This is a genomic window from uncultured Oribacterium sp. (assembly GCF_902481605.1).
Taxonomy (GTDB): domain Bacteria; phylum Bacillota; class Clostridia; order Lachnospirales; family Lachnospiraceae; genus Oribacterium; species Oribacterium sinus.
The window spans coordinates 1-21,166 of the sequence record NZ_CABSXI010000038.1 but is presented as its reverse complement, the minus strand read 5'-3'; the positions used below and the strand labels follow the sequence as shown (position 1 = coordinate 21,166).

Here is a 21,166-nt window from a genome sequence, read left to right as displayed (position 1 = left end):
ACATAATATTCTCACAGTAAAAATCCTCCCGACAGGATAGCCTCTTGGGATTCTTTGGTAAATCGATCCAATGGAGGGATTTCCCCCACCACATTATCATTTAACCAACGCATATCTACAATTTCTTCCAAATCTAAACTTTCGTCTCCTTCCCTTCTAAGCTTTTCGCTTTGGCTGTGAATTTCTCCGGAGAACGGCGCAAGACTTCCTTCTACGATTTCTTTTCTTAGGATAGAAACCAACTTTTTAGAAGCATAGCTTAAATCCCGGGAAAGGATAATATCAATAACCCCTTCCTTCAGCCCGAAGTAATAGTTCAAGGCATTGTGAGCCTTGGCTAGACTGTTGGCATGGTAGGAGCCCTCTAAAATCGACTGCAAAATCAAAGCATAATACTTTCCCCAGTCATAAACCGGAGCCGCCACATTAAAGACCTTCTCTCCCTCTTCTCTGATATACAGTCCGAACTCTCTGCTGACTTCCGTGGGTTTTGCAAATTCCGGTCCGGAAATCGTTTTGATTCCCTGCTTCCGAAACTCTTCCTTCCAGTTTCCGTCCTGCAAGCCGCTCCAGGAAAGATGTACTTTGCTCCAGGGATTGATAAACTGGGCGCCGATAGCGAAGGCATTGATATTGGCAATGGTTCCGTACAGCGGGAACTGCTCTACATAGCCTAAATCATTTCCATCAGTAATGGATGCCGCCAAAGCTCCCATCAAAAACTTGGCTTCATACATTCTTCCATAATAAGTACGAATGGAATTGTAAGAGGTATTTACCGAACAATTCAGGATAGAGGTCTCCGGATGCTCCAGAGCCATCTTGATACTGACCTGAGCCATCAAACTGGCTGTAGTGAAAATGAGCTCCGCTCCCCAATGAATAGCCTCTTCTATACTGTCCTGAATACGCTCCTCCGTATTACAGGACTCGAAAATCTTCGTTTCCACCAAGCCCCGGAACTTCTCCATAATGTAATTTCGTCCCAGCTCATGGGCGTAGGCCCAGGTGGAATCCTGTACCGTTCGTTCATACAGAAAAGCAATCTTCAGAGGATGCTTTCCGTTATAAAGCTTTCCGCTCTGGAACAGGTCCATAAAACCGCTGACTTTTTTCACTTCTTCAGGGTTCTGTACCAGCACCACGTCTCCGACAGATTTTCTATATTCATTCCAAAGACGTTCGATATTTTCTTTTATTTCCTCCGTACTGTTATGCAAAATAGATTCCATCCCGAAGACGGTAAGATAAACATAGAAAGCATCTCCGATGGTATTTCCCAGCTTTCCTCCACCCATTTGCATATAGAGCTCCGCAAAACGAGAATAGGCCGCACGAAGGTCTCGGCAAAGCTCCTCTTCCCATAGCTCTCCCGGTTTTTTCCCCATTACCTGACAAAGCCGGTCATAGGCTCCCAGCTCCGAAAAACGAATTCTGTAGATTCCGGTACATTTATAAAAATCCACAAATTCATAATACAGCTTATTTTCCCGTTCCTCTGTGCGCTTCGGTAATATACGAATTACTGTAGCGGGAATGGAAACCGCTTCATTAAAGCGGCTGACGGAAACTCTCTTGTTTCCCTCCTGTACATAAAAATTGTACATATATTCATAAACCAAAATAGGCTCCCGAACGCCTTCTTCCTTGACGGAGTCATAAAGAGCCGACCATTTAAAGGCAAATTCCGTTTTTGCCCCTAAAATCGGCATGAAATTCTTGGCAAAGGCCTGCTGTCTTCCGGTGGTTTTGGTTCCTACAATATCTTCCAAGGGTATTTCCAAGACACCAAGGCGGTTCTCTCCCTGAATATCTTCATCCTTTAATTTATCATCCAAAGCTTCCAAATAAGGATACTGCCCCGTCAAAAGAGCATTTCTATAGGCTCTGTCTCCTAATTTTTTGGCTTCTAAATAATCCTCTATCATGACTACTCCTCTCTAAGAAACAATAAAGCGATTCCTGACGAGTAAATTTCTTGCCATATTTTAGCATAAGTTCCTTGTTTTGCGGCAATATACAGGCGTAATTTTTTATAAAGAATAGTTCTGTAAAAATCTTCCATTTAATATAGGTCTGAAGAAGGGTAACTCTCGAAGCTCCCCTCTTCAGACCTATTCTTTAGAAGTAGTATTTCTTATTTTGCTTTTTAACAGTAAACATTGTTTTTAAGTGCTTAGCAAAAATTCTATAGAGAATTCCGGACAAAAAGTCCTATCGGACTCAAGGCAATTTTATATTACTGTGGTCCCTGGGTATTGCCTTCCTGAATGGTTCCCTGTCCCTGTGCACCGCCGGGAGTAGAGGAAGAGGAATTGCTTCCACCGGGACCGTTACTGCTGGGGCCGTCTCCGTTTGCAGGACTACTCTGGCTATTGCTGTCACCTCCGGGAGTATTACCGCTATTTCCTCCGGGGCCTACATTATTGTTGTTATTATTGTTGTTATTGTTGGTATTGTCGGTATTCGCATTGGCTTCGGTAGCCGTTACATTGGAAATATCGGAGGTGCAAACACCGTGCTCATTAAAGCTAAAGTCCCTTCCCTCCAGATTAACGGTGGTATTGCTGAGCATCTTTCCGTCCTGTAAATAGTAGTAATGGCTCTTCTCTTTCAGCCATCCCTTCACCATCTTACCGTTATCCTGGAAATAGTACCAAACGTTCTCAATCTTGGTCCAAGCTCTAGCCATCTTTCCGTTAGAAGGATCCAAATAATACTTATTGCCGTCTGTGTCCGTCTTCCAGCCCGTTTCCATATTACCATTGCTTGCGGAAAGATAATAGTAAGTTCCGTTTAATTGTAACCATCCGGTCTGCATAGCACCGTCATTTCCGAAATAATACCACTTATCGGAAATCTTCTGCCACTGTCCCATAACCAAAGAGCCGTCTTCCTGACGGAAATAATACCATTTATCGGAAATCTTTCTCCATCCCTTGGCCATAACACCGGAAGCCTTCAGATAGTACCAAACATCCTTTCCATCCTTCTGCAGCTTCAACCAGCCGGTCTGCATGGTACCGTCTGTCTTTAAGTAATACCACTGCTTATCAATCTCTCTCCAACCGGTTACCATAAGACCCGATGGACGAAAATAGTGCCAGGAGTTATTAATCTTCTTCCAGCCGGTTACCATATAGGTATCGGCTCCAATGTAATAATATCCGGAAGATGTATGAATCCACTTTCCGCTAACCTTCTGATTGGTCTTAGGATCCACAAAGTAATACTTTCCGTCCTGCTGTCCCCATCCCGCCGCAAAGGCTGTCAGCGAAAGGCTGGCTACACAGAGCCCAAGTACCAAAGCTTTTATGCCGAATTTCTTTCCCAGTTTCATAATCTTCCTCCCTTTAAAACGGATTCTATATAAGTCTATGAAAAAGGCAGCTCTCCTATAGAAAACTGCCTATTTTCGTCTTTTCTAAACTATAGCATAGCAAGCTTTCAAATTTCTATACTAAGCTCTTACTTTTCCTTAACAATTATAAGAATTTTTTCCGTTTTTAAGGATGTTTCTTAGCTCTTTAAGCCTAATTCCTTATTCAGCCAGTTCAATCCTGTTCTGGTGACATAGTTATAGGGCTGATTGAAGTGAGGCATAAAGAAAAGATCCACCAAAGGAAGCTCCGGCATGGTCAGGCCCTTCTGAATAGCCAGAGAGAAGAAATGAATGATGGCAGTTGCATCGTAGCTGGAACCTAACTGGCAACCCACAATCTTTTTATCCTCCTTCTTGTAAACAATACGAATCTTCACCTTCGGATTCTCCACTTCCATAAATGCAGGGAACTGGGTGTCCTCGTAATCCTCGTAGGATACGTCCATACCTTCTCTCTCCGCCGCTGCTAAAGAAAGTCCGGTACATGCCAGCTTGTAGCCGTAGATTCCTAAAGCACTGGAGCCCTGAACGCCTAAGCTTTCTACAGGAGTTCCGCAGATGTTGTGGCCTGCTACAACGCCGGAACGTACCGCATTGGTCGCCAAGGCGATATAGTTTTCTCTGCCTCTTGCATTGTCATAAAGGCTTGCACAGTCTCCGATGGCATAAACGGAAGGATCGCTGGTCTGCTGCTTTCTGTTTACCAGATAAGCACCGTTTTGATACAACTTTAAGTGGTCCGCTCCCAGGCTTGCATTGGGTCTGAAGCCCACTGCACAGATTACCATATCCGCATCATATACACCCTTATCGGTCTTAACGCCGGATACCTTACCCTCTCCTAAGAACTCTTCTACTTTCTCACCCAAAGCAAGCTTAATGCCGTGCTCTTCCATTCTGTTCTTCAACTCGTCGGAGAAGGGAGCATCAAAATATCCTGCAAGAATACGATCCACCATATCGATTAAGGTTACTTCCAAGCCAAGACGCTGGAAGGCTTCCGCCAGCTCCACACCGATATAGCCTCCTCCAAGAACACATACCTTCTTGAATTCGCCCTTATTCTTCAGCTTTTCAATAACCTCCGCAGCGTTCTGGTAAAGCTTTACCATCTGCACATTTTCTAAATCAAAGCCTTTTACCGGGATTCTGTTGGGGATGGATCCTGTAGCAAAAACCAAATTGTCGTAGTGATCTTCAATCACCTGTCCGTCTTTAAGCTGTACCTTAACGGTCTTCTTGTCATAATCCACGGAAAGTACCTGAGACTCCATATTTACCTTGGCTCCCTTTGTCAGAAAGTCCTGTGGCTTTGCATAGAACAGGCCGTCTCCGGAATGAATCTGTTCTCCGATCCAGAGTGCCATTCCACATCCTAAAAAGGAAATGTTGCTGTTCTGGTCATAAATGGTAAGCTCCTGATTGGGATAAGACAAAATGGTGTTTGCGCAGGCTGTTCCTGCGTGGTTAGCTCCTACTAGTATTGTTTTTGCCATGGGATTCCTCCTTGAATTTTGATATTTTTTTAGCAATAGAGTTATTTTATACTATTTTGTGGAGAATAAAAGTGAAAATAGTATAAAGAATTGTTCTTATTCTTATCGGCGATTTGGATAGGCGTTATAAGAATGAGTAGGCAGTACTCTTTTGAGCCTGTGCAGCTTATAAACTCATGAATTATATACGTTTAAGCCTGCGTTGGCTGTACGCCATAATAAGCCTACGCATTCGGGCTGCACGCCATAAGCCTACGCATTCCGTAGGAATGCTAAAGCAACCGATACGGATTTTTGTCCATAAGCTAGCTTATGAGCAAAAATCTGCATCGGCTGCTTTTTATAAAAGTGGCTTCGCCACTTTTAGGCTTATGGCTGAGTTAAGACTTTTGAGCTAATGACTGAATGGCTACTTTTGAGATTATACTTTATTGCCAAGTCTAGCTTCATGGCTTTCAAATCTAAAAACGATTCAGGTTCTAAATTCCCAAAATCTTCTTGGCATCCTTGAAGTATCTAAGCATTTTCAGACTGTATTCTCCAAATTCCTGTCCTTTTCTCATCTTATAAGCACACCACAGGCTCCATAGCAGTCCTGATAATCCCATATAGGCAATCAGTAGTTTCTCCAAATCTGCTTCTGTTCTTCTGCTAAGGATCAGCGGTTTTTCTTTTCCTTCCGCCTTCGCAACCTGCAGATAATCCTTCAAAAATTGCTTTGCCTCTTCAAAATCCATATAGGAGTAGATTGCTCCCATGGCGATATCCAGCAAGGGGTCTGCCATACCTGCATACTCCCAGTCAATCATCTTCACCCCTTCCCTAGTGAAGATAAAATTATCCTGCACCGCATCGATATGGCAAAGGCAAAGGGGGGGATTCGTTCCTTCCGTAAACTGAAGCATCCTTTTCATCCCTTCTTTGATTTTTCCATAGTCCTGGTATGGGATTTCTCCGCCTCCTTCCAGGCAAATATCCTCGTAATATTGGATTTTTTCTCCCAGGGAAAAGGCGTGATTCACCTCTTTTTTTCCTTCGTGCAGCTTTAATAATAGCTTCATACAGGCTCTTCTTTCCTCTTGTTTGGAAAAGTCTGCATTTCTGGCTTCCTCATAGTAGCGGGAAATCTTATAGCCGTTTTCCGGATTAAAGTACAGAAGCTCCTCTGTAATCTCCAGATCTTTTACGATGCTGTAGATTTCCTCTTCTTCTCTTCGGTTAATCAGCTTGCCGGTTCCCACTCCGGGGATTCGGCAAATGAAATCCTTTCCGGCATAGTCTTTATTTTCACTTTCCTCATGGATACTGAAAAGGAAGGATTTATTGGTCATTCCCGCCTTTAGGCAGCGAAGCTTTACAATATCCCGCTCCGGAATCCGAAAAACCGAAGAAATCAGCTCCATGGCTTCCGAGCCGGAATGGTCATTATACTTTTCATCAAAAAGACGCAGCTCTTCTAAATTTTCAAATTCATAAATCTGTCCGTCCTTTTGCTCATTTCGATAGATTGGAGGCAAATGCTTTAACTCTAAACGGAGCACATCCTCCCAGTAAAAATCCTCCGTCCCCGGTCTATGGTAGTATTCCTCTATAAAGGGGCGAAGAGCAGAGAAAAATTCCTTCTTCAGGAATACAGGACCGTACATACAATAGGCGTCTTCTCCGCCTACTTCCACTTTTTTAATCTGTCCGTCCTTACCGCAGTCTAAAACCCACTCCTTGGTCTCTCCTTCCATGTAGCTTGCCGCATACCAGGATAGCGGTTCAATGCTGTGATACATGTTTTCCCGCATCCAGTTGTCGGAAGAAAGAATATAAAAGTTTTTCCCCTCCACCGCTTTACGGGCATGATATAGGGTTCCGATGGTATTCTTCGTTGAGTACTCCGGATTATATAAAAGCTTCACACCATAAGCATCCACAAGGTAGTCAAACTTCTCCTTCAAATATCCTACCACGATGGTAATATCCTTAATTCCCACCTCATGGAGCTGCTTAATCTGCCGCTCAATCATTCTTTCTCCAAAAACCTCCAGCAGTCCCTTAGGACATTCATAGGTTAGAGGAACAAAGCGGGAGCCGAAGCCTGCAGCCAAAATCAGTGCCGCATCCACCTTGTGCTCCTGCAAAAAGGCCTTTCCTTTTTCCGTGAGATTCCGCTTCTCTCCCTTTCCTTCCTGCTTTTCCAGATAGCCCTCTTCTTCCCAATGCTTGATACACTGATTCACCTTTCCCAGGGACATTCCTGTTTCTTCAGCCCATTGTCTTTGGCTGTACTCCGGATGCTCCATCATATTTCTCAATAAAATAGTACAGGAATTCATTTTTTCTCCTCTTCTATGCTAGGCAGTAACGTTCATTATGATTATATATCGTCATATTATGAACATTATAATAGAAAAAAAGAAAAATATCTCCTGTACTACTTTACGATTTTTTGAATTTATTTTTATTCATAAGGGGATGCAAAAATGATTTTTCACATCCCCTTATGCTATTTTATGGGGCTCCACTTTCACCATCTGCTCTTTAAATTTCGGAAACTTCGTATAAAAGGTCTCCATAGCTTGGGAAAGGCCATAGGCTCTTATCCATAATAGTCTCCAGTAAATCTGCCGGCTCTCGCAGCTCTGCCATATCCTTGGTAATCACCTTATGGAAGAAAAAGGCTTTTTCCTTTTCCTCCAAAACCTCCGCAGCCTCTTCCAAATGCTGCAAAAGCTTTTCTCTGGCCTTTTCCATATCCTCCAAATACTGAGAAGCCCGGTTTAGCAGCTTTTCCTGGGCATAGGTGCTGGCCTTCGGAGAAGCGGCTTTAACGGCATTCAGAGATTCTGCCAGATTTTGCACAAAACGAATCGCTGCCGGAATAATCTGTTTTCCGGAAATGTTCACCATGGCTCTTCCCTCAATGGAAATCACCTTACTGTAATGTTCGTATTCCACCAGCTCTCGGCTTCTAAGCTCTGTCTCCGTATAAATGCCGAAGGAGGAGAATAAATCGATAGACTTCTTCGTGGTTAAGGCAGAGATGGCATCCACCATAGACGGATGATTGGGAAGACCTCGTCTCTTCGCCTCCTCTACCCATTCCTTTCCGTAGCCGTTTCCATTGAAAATAATCCGCTCATGCTCTCTTAAGAGCTTCTTCAGATAATCATGTACCGCCGTCTCAAAGTCTTCCTGCTGTTCCAGAAAATCCGCTGCCAGCTTAAACTGCTCCGCCGTAATGGTGTTCAGGATAATGTTGGCGCCGGCAATGGAATCGGAGGAGCCCACCATACGAAACTCAAACTTGTTTCCGGTAAAGGCAAAGGACGAGGTACGATTTCTATCCGTATCATCTCTTGCCACATCCGGAAGAGAACGTACACCGGTATTGATATGCTCTCCCTTTGTGGATTTTGTAGCATAGCCTGTTCCGATGAGTTGGGATACCACCTCTTCCAGTTGGCTACCCAAAAAGCAGGAAATAATAGCAGGAGGAGCCTCATCTGCCCCAAGTCTATGGTCATTTCCCACATTTGCCGCAGACATCCTAAGCAAATCCGCATGGTTGTCCACAGCAGCTAAAACACAAGCCAAAACCAGAAGGAACTGCACATTCTCATGGGGTGTGTCTCCCGGATTCATCAGATTGATACCGTCATCGGTGGACAAGGACCAGTTGTTATGCTTTCCGGAACCGTTAATACCTTCGAATGGCTTTTCATGAAGAAGACACTCTAAGCCATGCCGGGAGGCTACTTTCTTTAAATTTTCCATCACCAGCTGATTGTGATCCACCGCTAAATTGGCTTCCTCAAACATGGGAGCCATCTCATGCTGGGCAGGTGCCACCTCGTTGTGCTCGGTCTTTACCGGAACCCCTAGAGCCCAAAGCTCCTGGTCCATATCTCCCATAAAGGCAGCAATTCTCTTCCGGATAACGCCGTAATAATGGTCATCCAGCTCCTGCCCCTTTGCCGGCATTCTGCCAAAAAGAGTTCTTCCGGTATATACCAGATCTTTTCTTCTAAGATATTTTTCCCGGTCTACCAGAAAATACTCCTGCTCTGCGCCAACAGTCGCCTTAACGGAACGACTGCTCTGATTTCCAAAAAGACGAAGGAGTCGTAAAGCCTCCCGATTAATTGCCTCCATAGAACGGAGAAGGGGAGTCTTTTTGTCCAGTGCCTCTCCGGTATAGGAGCAAAAGGCTGTAGGAATACAGAGGGTTGTGGTCTCTCCGTCCTTTCTCAGGAAAGCGGGACTGGTACAATCCCAAACCGTATAGCCTCTGGCTTCGAAGGTGGCTCTTAAACCGCCGGAGGGAAAGGAAGAGGCATCCGCCTCGGAACGCACCAATTCCTTACCGGAAAATTCCAGCATTACCTTTCCCTCTCCCACAGGGCTTAAAAAGGCCTCATGCTTTTCCGCAGTAATACCGGATAAGGGCTGGAACCAGTGGGTATAGTGGGTAGCACCCTGTTCAATAGCCCATTCCTTCATTCCTTGAGCCACTGCGTCTGCCAAGTCAGGGCTTAAAGCATAGCCCTCCTGCATACTTTTCTTCAGCTTCTGGTATACATTTTTTGGTAAACGTTCCCGCATTACACCGTCATGAAATACATTTTTGGAAAAATTTTCTATCCCGTTTCCAGCCCTCATATTGCTCCTTTACTGATTGCTTGACCAAACGATTCCTCATTTTAAGTGCAAAAGGGCAGAGACCATGCTCTGCCCTTCTTCCTCTTATGCTTTATTGGCACAACCGAATAACTCAATCTTTGCCTTGCACTCTTCAATGATTGCATCTGCACCCGGCTTTAAGAGCTTTCTCGGGTCAAATCCCTTACTCTTCTGATCGGAACCTGCTTCAATATATTTTCTGGTAGCTGCAGCAAATACAAGCTGAAGCTCTGTATTTACATTAATCTTTGCAACACCGAGAGAAATTGCTTTCTGAATCATCTCCTTAGGAATTCCGGAACCGCCATGAAGTACCAATGGCATCTTCTCTCCGATTTGCTCCTTGATTGCAGCCAGAGTATCGAAGGAAAGTCCCTTCCAATCAGGTGGATAAACACCGTGGATATTTCCGATACCTGCAGCCAGGAAGTCGATGCCTAAATCTGCAATCTTCTTACATTCAGCAGGGTCTGCACACTCTCCCATACCTACAACACCGTCTTCTTCTCCGCCGATGGAACCTACCTCAGCTTCAATGGAAAGACCTGCCTTATGAGCAGCCGCTACCAATTCCTTGGTCTTCTCAACATTTTCCTCAATATTGAAATGAGAACCGTCAAACATGATGGAAGTGAAGCCTGCCTTGATGCAGGAATAGCATCCGTCATAGGAGCCGTGATCCAAATGAAGAGCCACCGGAACAGTAATGCCAAGGCTCTTGTCCATAGCCTTAACCATAGCAGCTACCGTTTCGAAACCGGTCATATACTTTCCTGCACCCTCGGATACACCAAGGATTACGGGAGACTTGGTCTCTTCACAAGCCAGGAGAATGGACTTGGTCCACTCCAGGTTATTGATATTAAACTGAGGAACGGCGTAATGGGAAGCCAGCGCTTTATCCAACATTTCCTTTGCATTAACTAACATATTGATCCTCCTTTTTAGTAAAGAACATTCATAATTATAAATCTCACCCTAAACTACGGGGAGAGTGTAACACATTTTTAAAGCCTAGGAAAGCAAGAAATGTGAAACCGTTGCCTCCATATCCTCTACTGAGCATACGGTGCTGTGGCGAATTTCTCCCTCCTCCACTTCTTTGACCGGAGCGGGAATAGGCTCCTTCCAAAGCTTTTCCAAAGCTTCGATGCCTTCAAATACATTCTTTGGTACAGGCTCCTTTAAGGCCTTTAAAACAGTCTGGGAGAACTTATACGGACTGGCTGTAGAAACCACAAGACACTTGTCCCGTCTTCCCTGCTCATAGGCGTAGTGGTCTGCAACTACCTTGGCTACTGCGGTATGGGGATCCAGAACATAGCCTGTTTCCTTATAGGTCTGGAAAATGCTGTGACTGCCTTCCGCTTCTTTTCCGTAGCCACTGTAAAAGTCCTTAAGCTCCTTCTCCATAGCTTCTGAAATCCGATATTTTCCCTTATCCTTCAGCTCTTCCATCAGCTTCTTACATTCTTCAGCATTTTCTCCGGCAAAATACAGGAGTCTTTCCAGATTGGAGGAAATCAAAATATCCATAGAAGGAGAGGTGGTTACATGGAAGGGACGGTTCTTATCGTAAATTCCCGTACGGAAAAAGTCTGTTAAGACCTTGTTGTCGTTGGAAGCACAAAGAAGCTTTCCTAAGGGAAGTCCCATACGCTTTGCACAATAAGCTGCCAAAATATTTCCGAAATTTCCGGTAGGTACGGACACGTTCAGGCTCTCTCCTGCCTTCAGCTCCCCGCTTTTCATCAAACGGCAGTAGGCATAAACATAGTAAACAATCTGAGGAACCAAACGTCCGATGTTAATGGAATTTGCGGAAGAAAGTCTATAACCCTTTTCCAGCAGCTTCTCTTGATAGGCTTTATCGGAGAAAATCTTCTTTACTCCACTCTGGGCATCATCAAAGTTCCCAAGGATTGCCGCCACATGGGTATTCTGTCCCTTCTGAGCCCGCATCTGCCGCTCCTGGAAAGGGGAAACTCCGTCCTTAGGGTAGAAGACAATAATCTCACAGCCATCCACATCACAAAAGCCTTCCATAGCAGCCTTTCCGGTATCTCCGGAGGTAGCGGTGAGAATCACAATCTTCTCCTGAATCTGATTCTTTTTACAACTTACCTTCATAAGGTATGGAAGAATGGACAATGCCATGTCCTTGAAGGCCAGCGTTCTTCCGTGGAAAAGCTCAAGGTAATAGCTATCTCCTTTTTTTACCACGGGAGCGATTTCCTTTGTGGAAAACTTATCGTCATAGGCAGAATTAATGCAGTAGCGTAATTCCTCCTCGGTGAAATCCGTAAGATAAAGCTTCATGATTTCATAAGCCAAATCCTGATAGGATAACTCAGCATAGTCCTCAAGAGACTTTTCCAGTTTAGGCATTTCCTTCGGTACAAAAAGCCCCCCGTCCTTTGCCAGTCCCTGCACAATTGCTAAAGACGGACTTACATTTTCTTCTCCTCCGCGAGTGGATTGATAAACCATATTTTCTCCTTTACTACTCATTCTGCAATAAGCTTTCAATCTTTGTCTTCATTAAATCAAATGCAACATCATTCATTCCTGAATTCATCACAATATCCGCCTTGGCTCTGGTTGGCTCAACATACAGGTAATGCATAGGCTTAACCGTGTTTAAATACTGTTCGGAAATATCCTCCACCTGACGGCCTCTTTCCTTCACATCCCGAATAATTCGCCTAATAATTCTTTCGTCCGCATCCGCTTCCACATAAATCTTAATATCAAAAAGGGAGCGCAACTCCGGATTCTCCAGCACCAAAATCCCCTCCACCAGAATAATTCTCTTCGGTTCTACAACAAAGTACCGGTCGGTTCTGTTGTGGGCACTGAAATCATAGGTGGGAGAGGAAATACTTTCTCCCCTTCTTAAAGCCTTCAAATGCTTAATCAAAAGATCCGTTTCAAAGGCATCCGGATGGTCATAATTAGCCTTTTGCCGTAGGGCAAAGGGCACTCCGTCATTGGACTTATAGTAATTGTCGTGGTAGAGAACTGCCACTTCCTCCGGAAAACATTCTTTGATTCTCTTGGTAAAGGTGGATTTTCCCGAACCGGAACCTCCCGCTATACCAATCATTACCGTTGAAAACATAGTTTCCCCTCTTCCTTTTAAACTTCCTACAGAATATCCTAGTTCAATTTGTTTGTAAACCTCTTAGATATTTTTTCCCTATTCCTAAAAAGCTCAAACTAAAGAGGATAAAAAACAGAAATGCCAGAAGCAGACCGTAGAAAAAATATCCCTTGGTTTTACACCAGTAAAGTTCGTAGAAAACAAACAAAAAGCTGATAAATTCCAGTACATAACTCAGGGCTGTGGAATAAGCCGTATTCTTTCCCAGGCAACTGCAAAAAATACCGAGAGCCGTGCAATACAGGGCGGAAAAAATATAAAAGAAAAAATATAAAAGCACCAAACTGCCGGAAATTCCGCCATAGATATATAAGGTAGCCAAAAAGGGGACGGTGGAGGACAGCAGAGTCAGATGGGTGGACATATAGGCTATGAGCTTTCCCTGCAGTATGGTCTTTTCCGTACAATCCGTACACAAAAGCAGGGCTAAGTTGTTTTGCTCTCTTTCCTGGGTAATACTGGAAGCACTTAGGGCCGGAGCCAAAAGCAGAAGAAAAACGAAAAGACCGCCGCCTACATAATAATAAAAACGATTAAACATGGCGTAACGAATTTCTCCCGTCTGCTGTGCATTCAAGGAAATATAATAGAGATTTCCGAATAAAAGCACAAAGAGCAAAAGATTGGTAAAGAAAATCAGCATAGGAAGAAACAAACTTCGGTTTCCCAGCAAACTGTCCTTACTCCATATCGGATTCTCTTTCATAGGACAAAAGACTCCTTTCCTCTTGAGATTTTTGAAACAAAACGCCCTCGATACTTCCCTGTTCTCTATAGAAGGAATACAGCTTAATTCCGCTTTCCACAATATTCTGTAAAAGCTCGGCCTCTTCCTCCCGGGTTCCCGAAAAGCCGACCCGAATTTCATTTTCCCGAAGGCTTATAGACTTGACCTTGGGCTCATTTTTCAAAGCCTGCATAAGCCCTGTGCTCTTCCCCTGCACTTGAATAATAATAGGGTTTTGCATGCTGAGCTCTCGGGTAATCTGCGACACGGATCCGCTCCGAATCATTTTCCCCTGATGCAAAAAGCCCAGATGGGTGCAAAAGTCCGACACTTCTCCTAAGGAAGAGCCTGTCATGAAAATGCTTTTTCCTTGACTTTGATAATCCAATAGCATGGTTTTGATTTCTTCCAGTGTTCTCGGATCCAAACCCGCCAAAGCCTCATCAATAATCAGAATCTTGGGATCGTGCAGAATTGCTCGAACGAAGGAGAGCTTTTGTAAAGCCGCCTTGGGCAAAAGCTCCATGGCACTGTCCTCCCATGCCAAAAGCCCGGACATTTCCAGAAGTAGTCGAATCCTTCCCCGAATACGGCTTTCCTCCATAGAGTAACAGGAGGCAAAAAACGTAAGATACTCTCCCACCCTCATCTGGGGATAGACTCCCGGAATATTGGGCACATAGCCCAGTCTTCGCTTGAGTCTCCTCAGTCCGGAACCAGCCTCCATATCATCAATAAAAATATGACCGCTATCCAAGGGATAAAGCCCCATAAGCAGATTCACAAGAGTGGATTTTCCGGTATCCGGAAGTCCCAGCAGGCCAAAAATCTGATCATCGGAAACCTCTAAGGAGAAGTCTTCAATCACCTTTATGCCGCCATAGCTTTTTTTTACATTTTGGAATTGAATCATGCTTCCTCCTTTGCCACAACATAAATCTGAGGCAGGTACTGCCTGATTTGAGGAGAAACATTGCTTTCCTTCGGTACGAAGCGGATATTCAGCTCCTTTTTCTCACTTAAATAGGGAGTGAGCTTCTCTCCTTCCAGAGTTCCGTCCTTGGAGGGAAGCAGGTCATAGCCTCCTGTCTGATAATTGTAAAGAGCCATATTTCCCTGAAAATTCTGCAAAAGTTTTCCGTCCTCCAGCTCTATCTTTTCAAAACGAATGCCTTCAATGTTTTGCTCCTCTCCCAGGGGATAATGAATTTCCAAGGGAATCATGGGATTCATGGTATTGGTCTGTAAGTCGTATTCTCCGCTGGACACCACAGGGTCTCTGGAAAGGGCACAGTACTCTATGTTGTCGCCTTCCTTCCGGTCCAAAGCCACTGACTGGGTAAGAATGTGTACGCCGTATTTTTCAATATTCTTCTCTTCCGTAAAGCCCAACTGCTCCTCTCGAATGAAGCCGAAGAATCGAGCATCAGAAAAATAGCCGTGCAATCTTTCACTTAAGATATAACGAAGAAAATTCTTTCCGTTTCCGCTACTGATCAGATTGCTGCTGTACTCGTAATCTCCCACAGGTATGGCTATGCTCTCCAGGGTAGACAGGTCTATTTCCGCCCCGCTCTCCCATTTTCCGCACTTCACCATCCTGCCGAAAATATAAAAAAAGCTGTCATAAAAGGTATATTCCGTAGTATTTTTCAGTTTTCCGCTTATCTTTCCTTGATAATAATGGATGGTACCCTGAATATCCCCCTTGGCATTGGCGGATTTTTTGTTGATATTAAAATAATGAGGGGCAAAGGCATCACTCTTAATGATATGAATCAGAGACTCTTCTCTGTCACTTCGAATATCCATTCGATGCAAATCTTCCTTTTGCAAAAGCTCCGTAAGATCTCCTGTAAAATCCATTCCCTTTACAATAGGATTCACGGTATATTCAGGCTTTACGGAAAGGCTGATATTGTTTTCATTGGGAGATCGCAAATTAATGTAATTCTGTTCCTCCACCGTATCTTCCGTGATTTGAGAAAGCTTAAGATAGGAAAGGAAGCTTCCGTTAAAACGAGTTCCCATACCCAGGGACCAAACAATTACCCCCAAAAAAAGCGAAAACAATAGAATGCTCAATCGATAATATTTTAAATTTCCCTGAGAGCGCATCAAAAGATAAAGTCCCGGTCCCAAAAAAATCAGGCTGGGAAAGAGAATGGCAAAATATAAGGCCAGGGAAGGAAGCTTACTCAAATCGGAAAGATTCATCAGCTCCTCTAAATCCCAGTACTGCTTTAAGCTTTTTTCCGATGCGGATATAGACAGGTTATCCAAACGATTTTGCCCATAGAGGCTAAGGAGCAGTCTGCCTACATAAGAGCTGTCCTCCGTAGCATAACGTTCCACTTCGGATAAGTCATAGCCTAAAACAGCCAGCAAACCGTTTCCCTTGGGAAGCACGGAAAGATAGGGCTGATTTTCCGAAAAAAGTTCCTCTCTTCCTCCTCTAAAATGTACGGGAGAGCTGAAAACCGATACGGTACTCTCTTGAGCCAAGTCCCCCTCTGTGCCAAGATGCAAAGCTCTTTCCTGAAAATCCAATTCCTTTTCCAATAAGGCGGAATAATTATCCCCTAAGATTTCTCTCCCTCTTGCCCCGGAAAGAGAAAATAAAACTACGCCCCCCTGTTCAATATAGGAATTGATGAAATTTTCCTGTTCCTTGGACAGGGCGGAAAAGGTAATATCCCGAATAATCAATAAATCCAAAAGAGAAAGCACCGACTCTTCCTTGGGAAAGGAATCCGGTTGAAATGCAAAAGTTCTGCTTTCCAGAAGTCCGTTATTGATTCTGGCATTGTGCAGATAACCGATGCCCTCTCCCTTTTCGGAAAGAATTCCTACAAAAAGCTCCGCATCGGTTCCTGAAATATCCAATCCCACTCTTTGGCTGTTGATTTGCTCTCCCTGCTTATTCTCAATACTGATAAGCATCTGATTCACACCGGTGGGAAGACTCAGGTTCTTTACAAGCTCCTTTTTATTGTTGCCTTCCACCACGATGGGATAAGAATATTCCACGATACTTTGGTTGGATTCCGCAAATAAAACCTTTAAATTACCGGAAAAAACCTGTTCCTCCGTATTTTCCACTGTAAGAAAAAGGGGCAGACTTCTCCCGGACTTCGCCGTATTTTGTATTCCGTACTGGTAGCTTAAATTCAGATTTTCCGCTCTTCCCTCTTTTCCTATGAGGAAAAGGAAGAAGAGAAATACAAAAATCAACGCCTTCTTTCCCATTTCTCCCTACTTTCTATCCTTCTTTCGATTCTTCTTTTCCGGCCTTCTCTCAGGCTTTTTCTCTACTCTTCTTTCAGACCTTCCCTCATTTTTCTTCTCTCCGCTCTCAGTTCCTCTACTGTTTCGTTCTTCCCGGGCAGGTCTCTCCGCAAAGCTTTTTGCTTCCTCCGTATATTTTAGGGGAAGAGTCACGTTAAATCGGGTTCCTCCCATATCCGACTGCACCGTAATATTTCCATGATGCATATCCACGATATTCTTTACAATAGCAAGTCCTAAGCCGGTTCCTCCCGTGCTTAGAGAACGGGAATGCTCCACACGGTAAAATTTATCAAAAATCAACGGCAGTTCCTTTTCCGGAATCACATAGCCGAAGTTTAAGACCTGCACCATCACCTCTTCCTTTTCCTTACGAAGACGAATCAGAACCCGCTTTCCTTCAGCTCCGTATTTGATGGCATTGCTGATTAAGTTATCAAAAAGTCTGGCCAAAAGGTCCCCATCTCCTTCGATAAAAAGAGATTTTACATTGGCTGAAAAGTCATAGGAGAGGTTGTTTTTCTCAAAATTCGGATAGCTTTCCTCCACCAGCTGGGACAAAAGCTGAACCAAATCCAGGGTGCTGATATTCATATTCAGCTTGCCGTAGGATAATTTTGTAAAGCCAAAAAGCTCTTCGATTAGTTTTTGTAAACGGAGAGCTTTGTTATATACGATTTCAATATAATGTTTTTTCATTTCCTCCGGAACCATCTGGCTGTTTCGAAGCAAGTCCAGATAGCCCAGAATAGAGGTGAGGGGGGTTCTTAAATCATGGGCAATATTGGTAATCAAGTCTGTTTTAGACTGTTCGTTTTCCCTCTCCCGTTCAATATGGGAGGACAACTCCTCCTCCATAAGACGAATGCTTTCCGCAATATGCGCCAGCTCTCCTTCTCCGGAAATGGCAATATCCGTATGAAAATCCCCGGCGGAAATCTGCTTTACGCCCTGCGCCAGAGTTTCAATATCTCTTGCAGTTTTTCTCTGCAGAAAGAGGAAAATGATGGTAAAAATCAAAATTCCCACCAGCACAAAAAGCAAAATGCTGACGGTGCTGACAAAGGCAAAGCGCTGTACAAGGGGGTTGTCATTTCCTATTTGCACCAGGTAATTGGTGTAGGAACCGATATTTAACACCAGAAAACATTCGATGACCGCTGTAAAAAGAGCGGAAATCCCCACATGAATCAACAGTTGCATGAAATAGCCCCGACCGAAGTGGTGGGGTAAACTTGTCTTCTTCAACGCCAAGACCCCTACTTTTCAATCTTATAACCAACGCCCCAAACGGTGGTAATAATCTTATCTTCTCTTTGGTCTTCTTTCATCTTTCCTCTCAGACGACGGATGTGTACCATAACCGTATTGTTGGCCTCATACACCTTTTCATTCCAGACCTTTTCAAAAATCTCATCGGTGGAGAAAACTTTTCCGGGATGAGATGCCAAAAGGAAAAGAATATCGAACTCGATAGGGGTGAGCTTAATGTCCTCATCATCAATCAGGACCTTATGATTATCCTTATTAATCAGCATATTCCGAATATGAATCTCATTATTCACATAGTTGGGACCCGCATTGGGATTTAACTGGGTATACCGTCTTAACTGAGACTTCACTCTGGCAGTAAGCTCCAAAGGATTAAAAGGCTTGGTCACATAGTCATCCGCCCCGCCGGTTAAACCTACAATTTTGTCCAGATCCTCGGACTTTGCAGACAGCATAATCACGGGGATATTGGAGCTTTCTCGAATCTTACGGCACATCTCCAGTCCGTTCATTCCCGGCATCATCACATCCAAAAGCACCAGATGAATCTCTTCTTGAGATAAAATCTGTAAGCCCTCCTCTGCATTATATGCCTTAAAAACCTTATATCCGTCAGATACCAAGTAAATTTCCACTAACTCGGCAATTTCTTTTTCATCATCTACAACCAATATATTAATTTGCTGCATATTACCTCCTCGCTACAGTTTTTCCTAGTGTACTGGATAATTGTGAAAAAAGAAAGACTATCTATTTTCTAAGTTCTTGCATTTTCGTTCCAAAAAACTTAATTTTTATCTTTTAAACTCTTTAGAAGGATAATTTCCTAAAACCCTAAAATCAACGCCCTCTTCCTGTAAACAGGTCAAGGCATTCAACACTTCCTTTTGCTCTAAATTCCCAAGAAAATCTACATAAAAGCAGTAAGAAAACTCTCCGTCCCCCACCGGTCTGGACTGAATCATGGTGAGGGTCAGTCCGTTAAACAAAAAGTTCCCTAAGATATGATAGAGGCTTCCTACTGCATGGGGCAGAGAAAAGGAGATGCTGAGCTTTCCTGCATCCTTTGAAAACACCGCTTCTTTTCCTAAAATGAAAAAGCGGGTGCTGTTCTCCTTTTTACTGAGATTTTCCTCTAAAATCGAAAGGCCGTACTCTAAGGCTGCTTCCCTGCTGCACAGAACCCCGGCTCCCTTTTCCCCTGTCTCCATAAGATTCTTAGCGGCAATCGCTGTATTTAAACTGGGGATTCCCAGTATCTCCGGATACTTCTGAAAGAAGTCTGCGCACTGAGACAGAGCCTGGGGATGGGAATAGACTCTTTTTATGTCGGAGAATGACTGTCCGGGAAGTGTTGCCAGGCAATGGGATACCGGAAATTCGATTTCCTGCACCACATAAAGCTTAGGATGCTTTGCAAGAAGATCGAAATTGTCCTGTACCATACCGTAGGTGGAGTTTTCCATGGGAAGAATGGCATAGTCCGCTCTTCCTTCTTCCAAAGCCGAAAGCACCTCCTGAAAATGTGTGCAGGCTATCATATTTTCCTTTTGGAAAAAAGTTCTGCCCGCAAGATAGGAGTAGGCTCCCTCCGCGCCCTGATACACCAAGCTTTTCCCGGAAAAAGGAAGACAATCCAGCTTTCTAAAACCGGAGGAAAATCCTCTTCCCCGTTCCAAAAGCATACCGATTTGCTTTCTCCTGGACATGCTCATCATTTCTTGAAAAAGCTCGGTAATGGATTCCTTAAGCTTTGGGTCCTCCACGTAGCTTCTGGCCACCTGAAGCTTTTCTTTTTCCCTCTTACTGTCCAGAACAGCCTTTCCGGTATCCAGCTTGAATCTTGCCACATCCTCCACAAGACTCATTCTTTTTTCGAAAAGATGAACAATCTCCCGATCCAATATATCCAATTCCTTTCGAATCTCCAAAAGATCCATGCACCCTTCCTCCTCTTTATTCCGTAGCTTTCGCCTTGTGATATTTAGAACTGTTCTATTGTTTCGATTATACTGTTCCGTCTTCACTGTTTGATCTTTGCTGTTCTTACTATACCCTTCCGGAAAGCTCCTTGGCTTCCTTTTCTTTCAGCTCCGCAAGCATCTCCCGAATCCGCTCCTTGGTATACTCCGCAATATTCTTTCTGTCCTCTTCGGAAAGCTCTGCCAAATCTATGGGCTTTCCGAATTGCACATAGACCTTGGCGCTGTGCAGTCTGGGAAAATCCTCTTCCATAATCCTTCTGGTATTAATCATGGCCACCGGAACAATCTTACAGCCGCTCTTTTCCGCAATCTTAAAGGAGCCTGCCTTAAACTCTCCCAGATCCAGCTCCGACTCCCCCCTCGTTCTGGTACCTTCCGGGTAAATCCACATGGAAATGCCGGCCTTCACCTGCTTAATGGCCTCAATAATCACTTGGAGGTTTTGCTTCAAGTTTTCTCTGTCCAAAAAGAGACAATGCAGCTCTCTCATCCATAACTCTATGTTGGGAATTTTTGCAATTTCCTTCTTGGAAATAAAGCCGGTAGGATGGGGTAAAATGCTGTAAGCCACCACAATATCAAAGTAAGAGCGATGATTTCCGATAAACAGTACCGCTTCCTTCTCCGGAATTCTATCTAAACCATCCACGGAAAGCTCCACCTTGCAGATTTTTAAAATCTGCCGTAATTTCCCCCCCACAATGGAGAGGACTAAAGCATCCCGTTTTTCACCTTTTTCCATCTTTCGGATAGAAAAAAGACGCAGGCTGCCAAAGCTTAGGAAAACAGCCAAAACCACTACTACCAAAACCATTGAAAGCATAAACTCTCCTTTATTTCTATAAAGACTTTGTGCTCCCCTTACAGGAACAGACCGTAAAAAATAAGTTTCGTTACAGACTTTACAGTACATCGGAAAAATGAGGCCGTAAAGAGCGGAAAAATCTTAGAGAGAATAAAAACATAACCGTGGTCACTCCCCAGAAATACAGGCTTAAGCCCGGTCTTTCAAAGAACCAGTGGCCGGTAAGCATGGAATCCCTGTAGCCTGCCACAATATAATACATAGGGTTTATCTTTAAAATCCACTTAACAATGGGAGCCTTCCCGGTAAATAGTGTCTCATCGTACATTATCGGAGTCATCCAAATACCGAACTGCAAGACAATTCCCACAATCTGC

The 21,166-nt window shown here is 43.9% G+C and carries 15 protein-coding genes and 1 pseudogene; all 16 read right to left on the bottom strand.

Annotation, left to right across the window (positions count from 1 at the left end):
* Nucleotides 1-11: 11 nt before the first annotated feature.
* Nucleotides 12-1,928 (bottom strand): BMP family ABC transporter substrate-binding protein, encoded by a 1,917-nt coding sequence (locus RDQ32_RS07565; RefSeq protein WP_308579793.1) that lies wholly within the window; start codon nt 1,926-1,928, stop codon nt 12-14.
* A gap of 311 nt (nt 1,929-2,239) precedes the next feature.
* Nucleotides 2,240-3,340, bottom strand: coding sequence for an N-acetylmuramoyl-L-alanine amidase family protein (locus tag RDQ32_RS07560; protein ID WP_308579791.1), 1,101 nt, complete (start codon nt 3,338-3,340; stop codon nt 2,240-2,242).
* A gap of 179 nt (nt 3,341-3,519) precedes the next feature.
* Nucleotides 3,520-4,878 (bottom strand): H2O-forming NADH oxidase, encoded by a 1,359-nt coding sequence (gene nox / locus RDQ32_RS07555; RefSeq protein WP_308579789.1) that lies wholly within the window; start codon nt 4,876-4,878, stop codon nt 3,520-3,522.
* Between the two features lie 479 nt (nt 4,879-5,357).
* Entirely contained in the window at nt 5,358-7,202 is a 1,845-nt protein-coding gene (locus tag RDQ32_RS07550) for a sugar phosphate nucleotidyltransferase (RefSeq protein ID WP_308579787.1), read from the bottom strand.
* Nucleotides 7,203-7,407: 205 nt separating this feature from the next.
* Complete coding sequence (locus RDQ32_RS07545) at nt 7,408-9,528, bottom strand: glutamine synthetase III (protein WP_308579786.1); 2,121 nt, start codon at nt 9,526-9,528, stop codon at nt 7,408-7,410.
* 84 nt (nt 9,529-9,612) lie between these two features.
* Nucleotides 9,613-10,479, bottom strand: coding sequence for a class II fructose-1,6-bisphosphate aldolase (gene fba, locus RDQ32_RS07540; protein WP_040648254.1), 867 nt, complete (start codon nt 10,477-10,479; stop codon nt 9,613-9,615).
* 84 nt (nt 10,480-10,563) lie between these two features.
* Nucleotides 10,564-12,039, bottom strand: a complete 1,476-nt coding sequence (gene thrC / locus RDQ32_RS07535; protein WP_308579785.1) for a threonine synthase — start codon at nt 12,037-12,039, stop codon at nt 10,564-10,566.
* A 13-nt stretch (nt 12,040-12,052) separates the two neighbouring features.
* Nucleotides 12,053-12,670: a uridine kinase gene (udk, locus tag RDQ32_RS07530; protein ID WP_243155795.1), complete on the bottom strand. Its 618-nt coding sequence runs from the start codon at nt 12,668-12,670 to the stop codon at nt 12,053-12,055.
* Between the two features lie 43 nt (nt 12,671-12,713).
* Nucleotides 12,714-13,418 (bottom strand): ABC transporter permease, encoded by a 705-nt coding sequence (locus RDQ32_RS07525; RefSeq protein ID WP_308579783.1) that lies wholly within the window; start codon nt 13,416-13,418, stop codon nt 12,714-12,716.
* Entirely contained in the window at nt 13,393-14,352 is a 960-nt protein-coding gene (locus RDQ32_RS07520; RefSeq protein WP_308579782.1) for an ABC transporter ATP-binding protein, read from the bottom strand. Before RDQ32_RS07520 ends, RDQ32_RS07525 begins: the two co-directional genes overlap by 26 nt.
* Nucleotides 14,349-16,688, bottom strand: a complete 2,340-nt coding sequence (locus tag RDQ32_RS07515) for a hypothetical protein (RefSeq protein ID WP_308579780.1) — start codon at nt 16,686-16,688, stop codon at nt 14,349-14,351. The genes RDQ32_RS07520 and RDQ32_RS07515 overlap by 4 nt, the downstream gene beginning before the upstream one ends.
* A 6-nt stretch (nt 16,689-16,694) precedes the next feature.
* Entirely contained in the window at nt 16,695-17,930 is a 1,236-nt protein-coding gene (locus tag RDQ32_RS07510; RefSeq protein ID WP_308579794.1) for a HAMP domain-containing sensor histidine kinase, read from the bottom strand.
* 56 nt (nt 17,931-17,986) lie between these two features.
* A complete protein-coding gene (locus RDQ32_RS07505; RefSeq protein ID WP_007155840.1) occupies nt 17,987-18,688 on the bottom strand; it encodes a response regulator transcription factor in 702 nt (233 codons plus the stop codon).
* Nucleotides 18,689-18,793: 105 nt separating this feature from the next.
* The gene (locus RDQ32_RS07500; protein ID WP_308579779.1) at nt 18,794-19,939 is read right to left on the bottom strand and encodes a prephenate dehydratase domain-containing protein; all 1,146 of its coding nucleotides are present in this window, start codon (nt 19,937-19,939) and stop codon (nt 18,794-18,796) included.
* Between the two features lie 109 nt (nt 19,940-20,048).
* Nucleotides 20,049-20,807, bottom strand: coding sequence for a lysophospholipid acyltransferase family protein (locus tag RDQ32_RS07495; protein WP_308579778.1), 759 nt, complete (start codon nt 20,805-20,807; stop codon nt 20,049-20,051).
* A 79-nt stretch (nt 20,808-20,886) separates the two neighbouring features.
* Nucleotides 20,887-21,166: pseudogene (locus RDQ32_RS07490) on the bottom strand (ABC transporter permease); the annotation flags it as partial.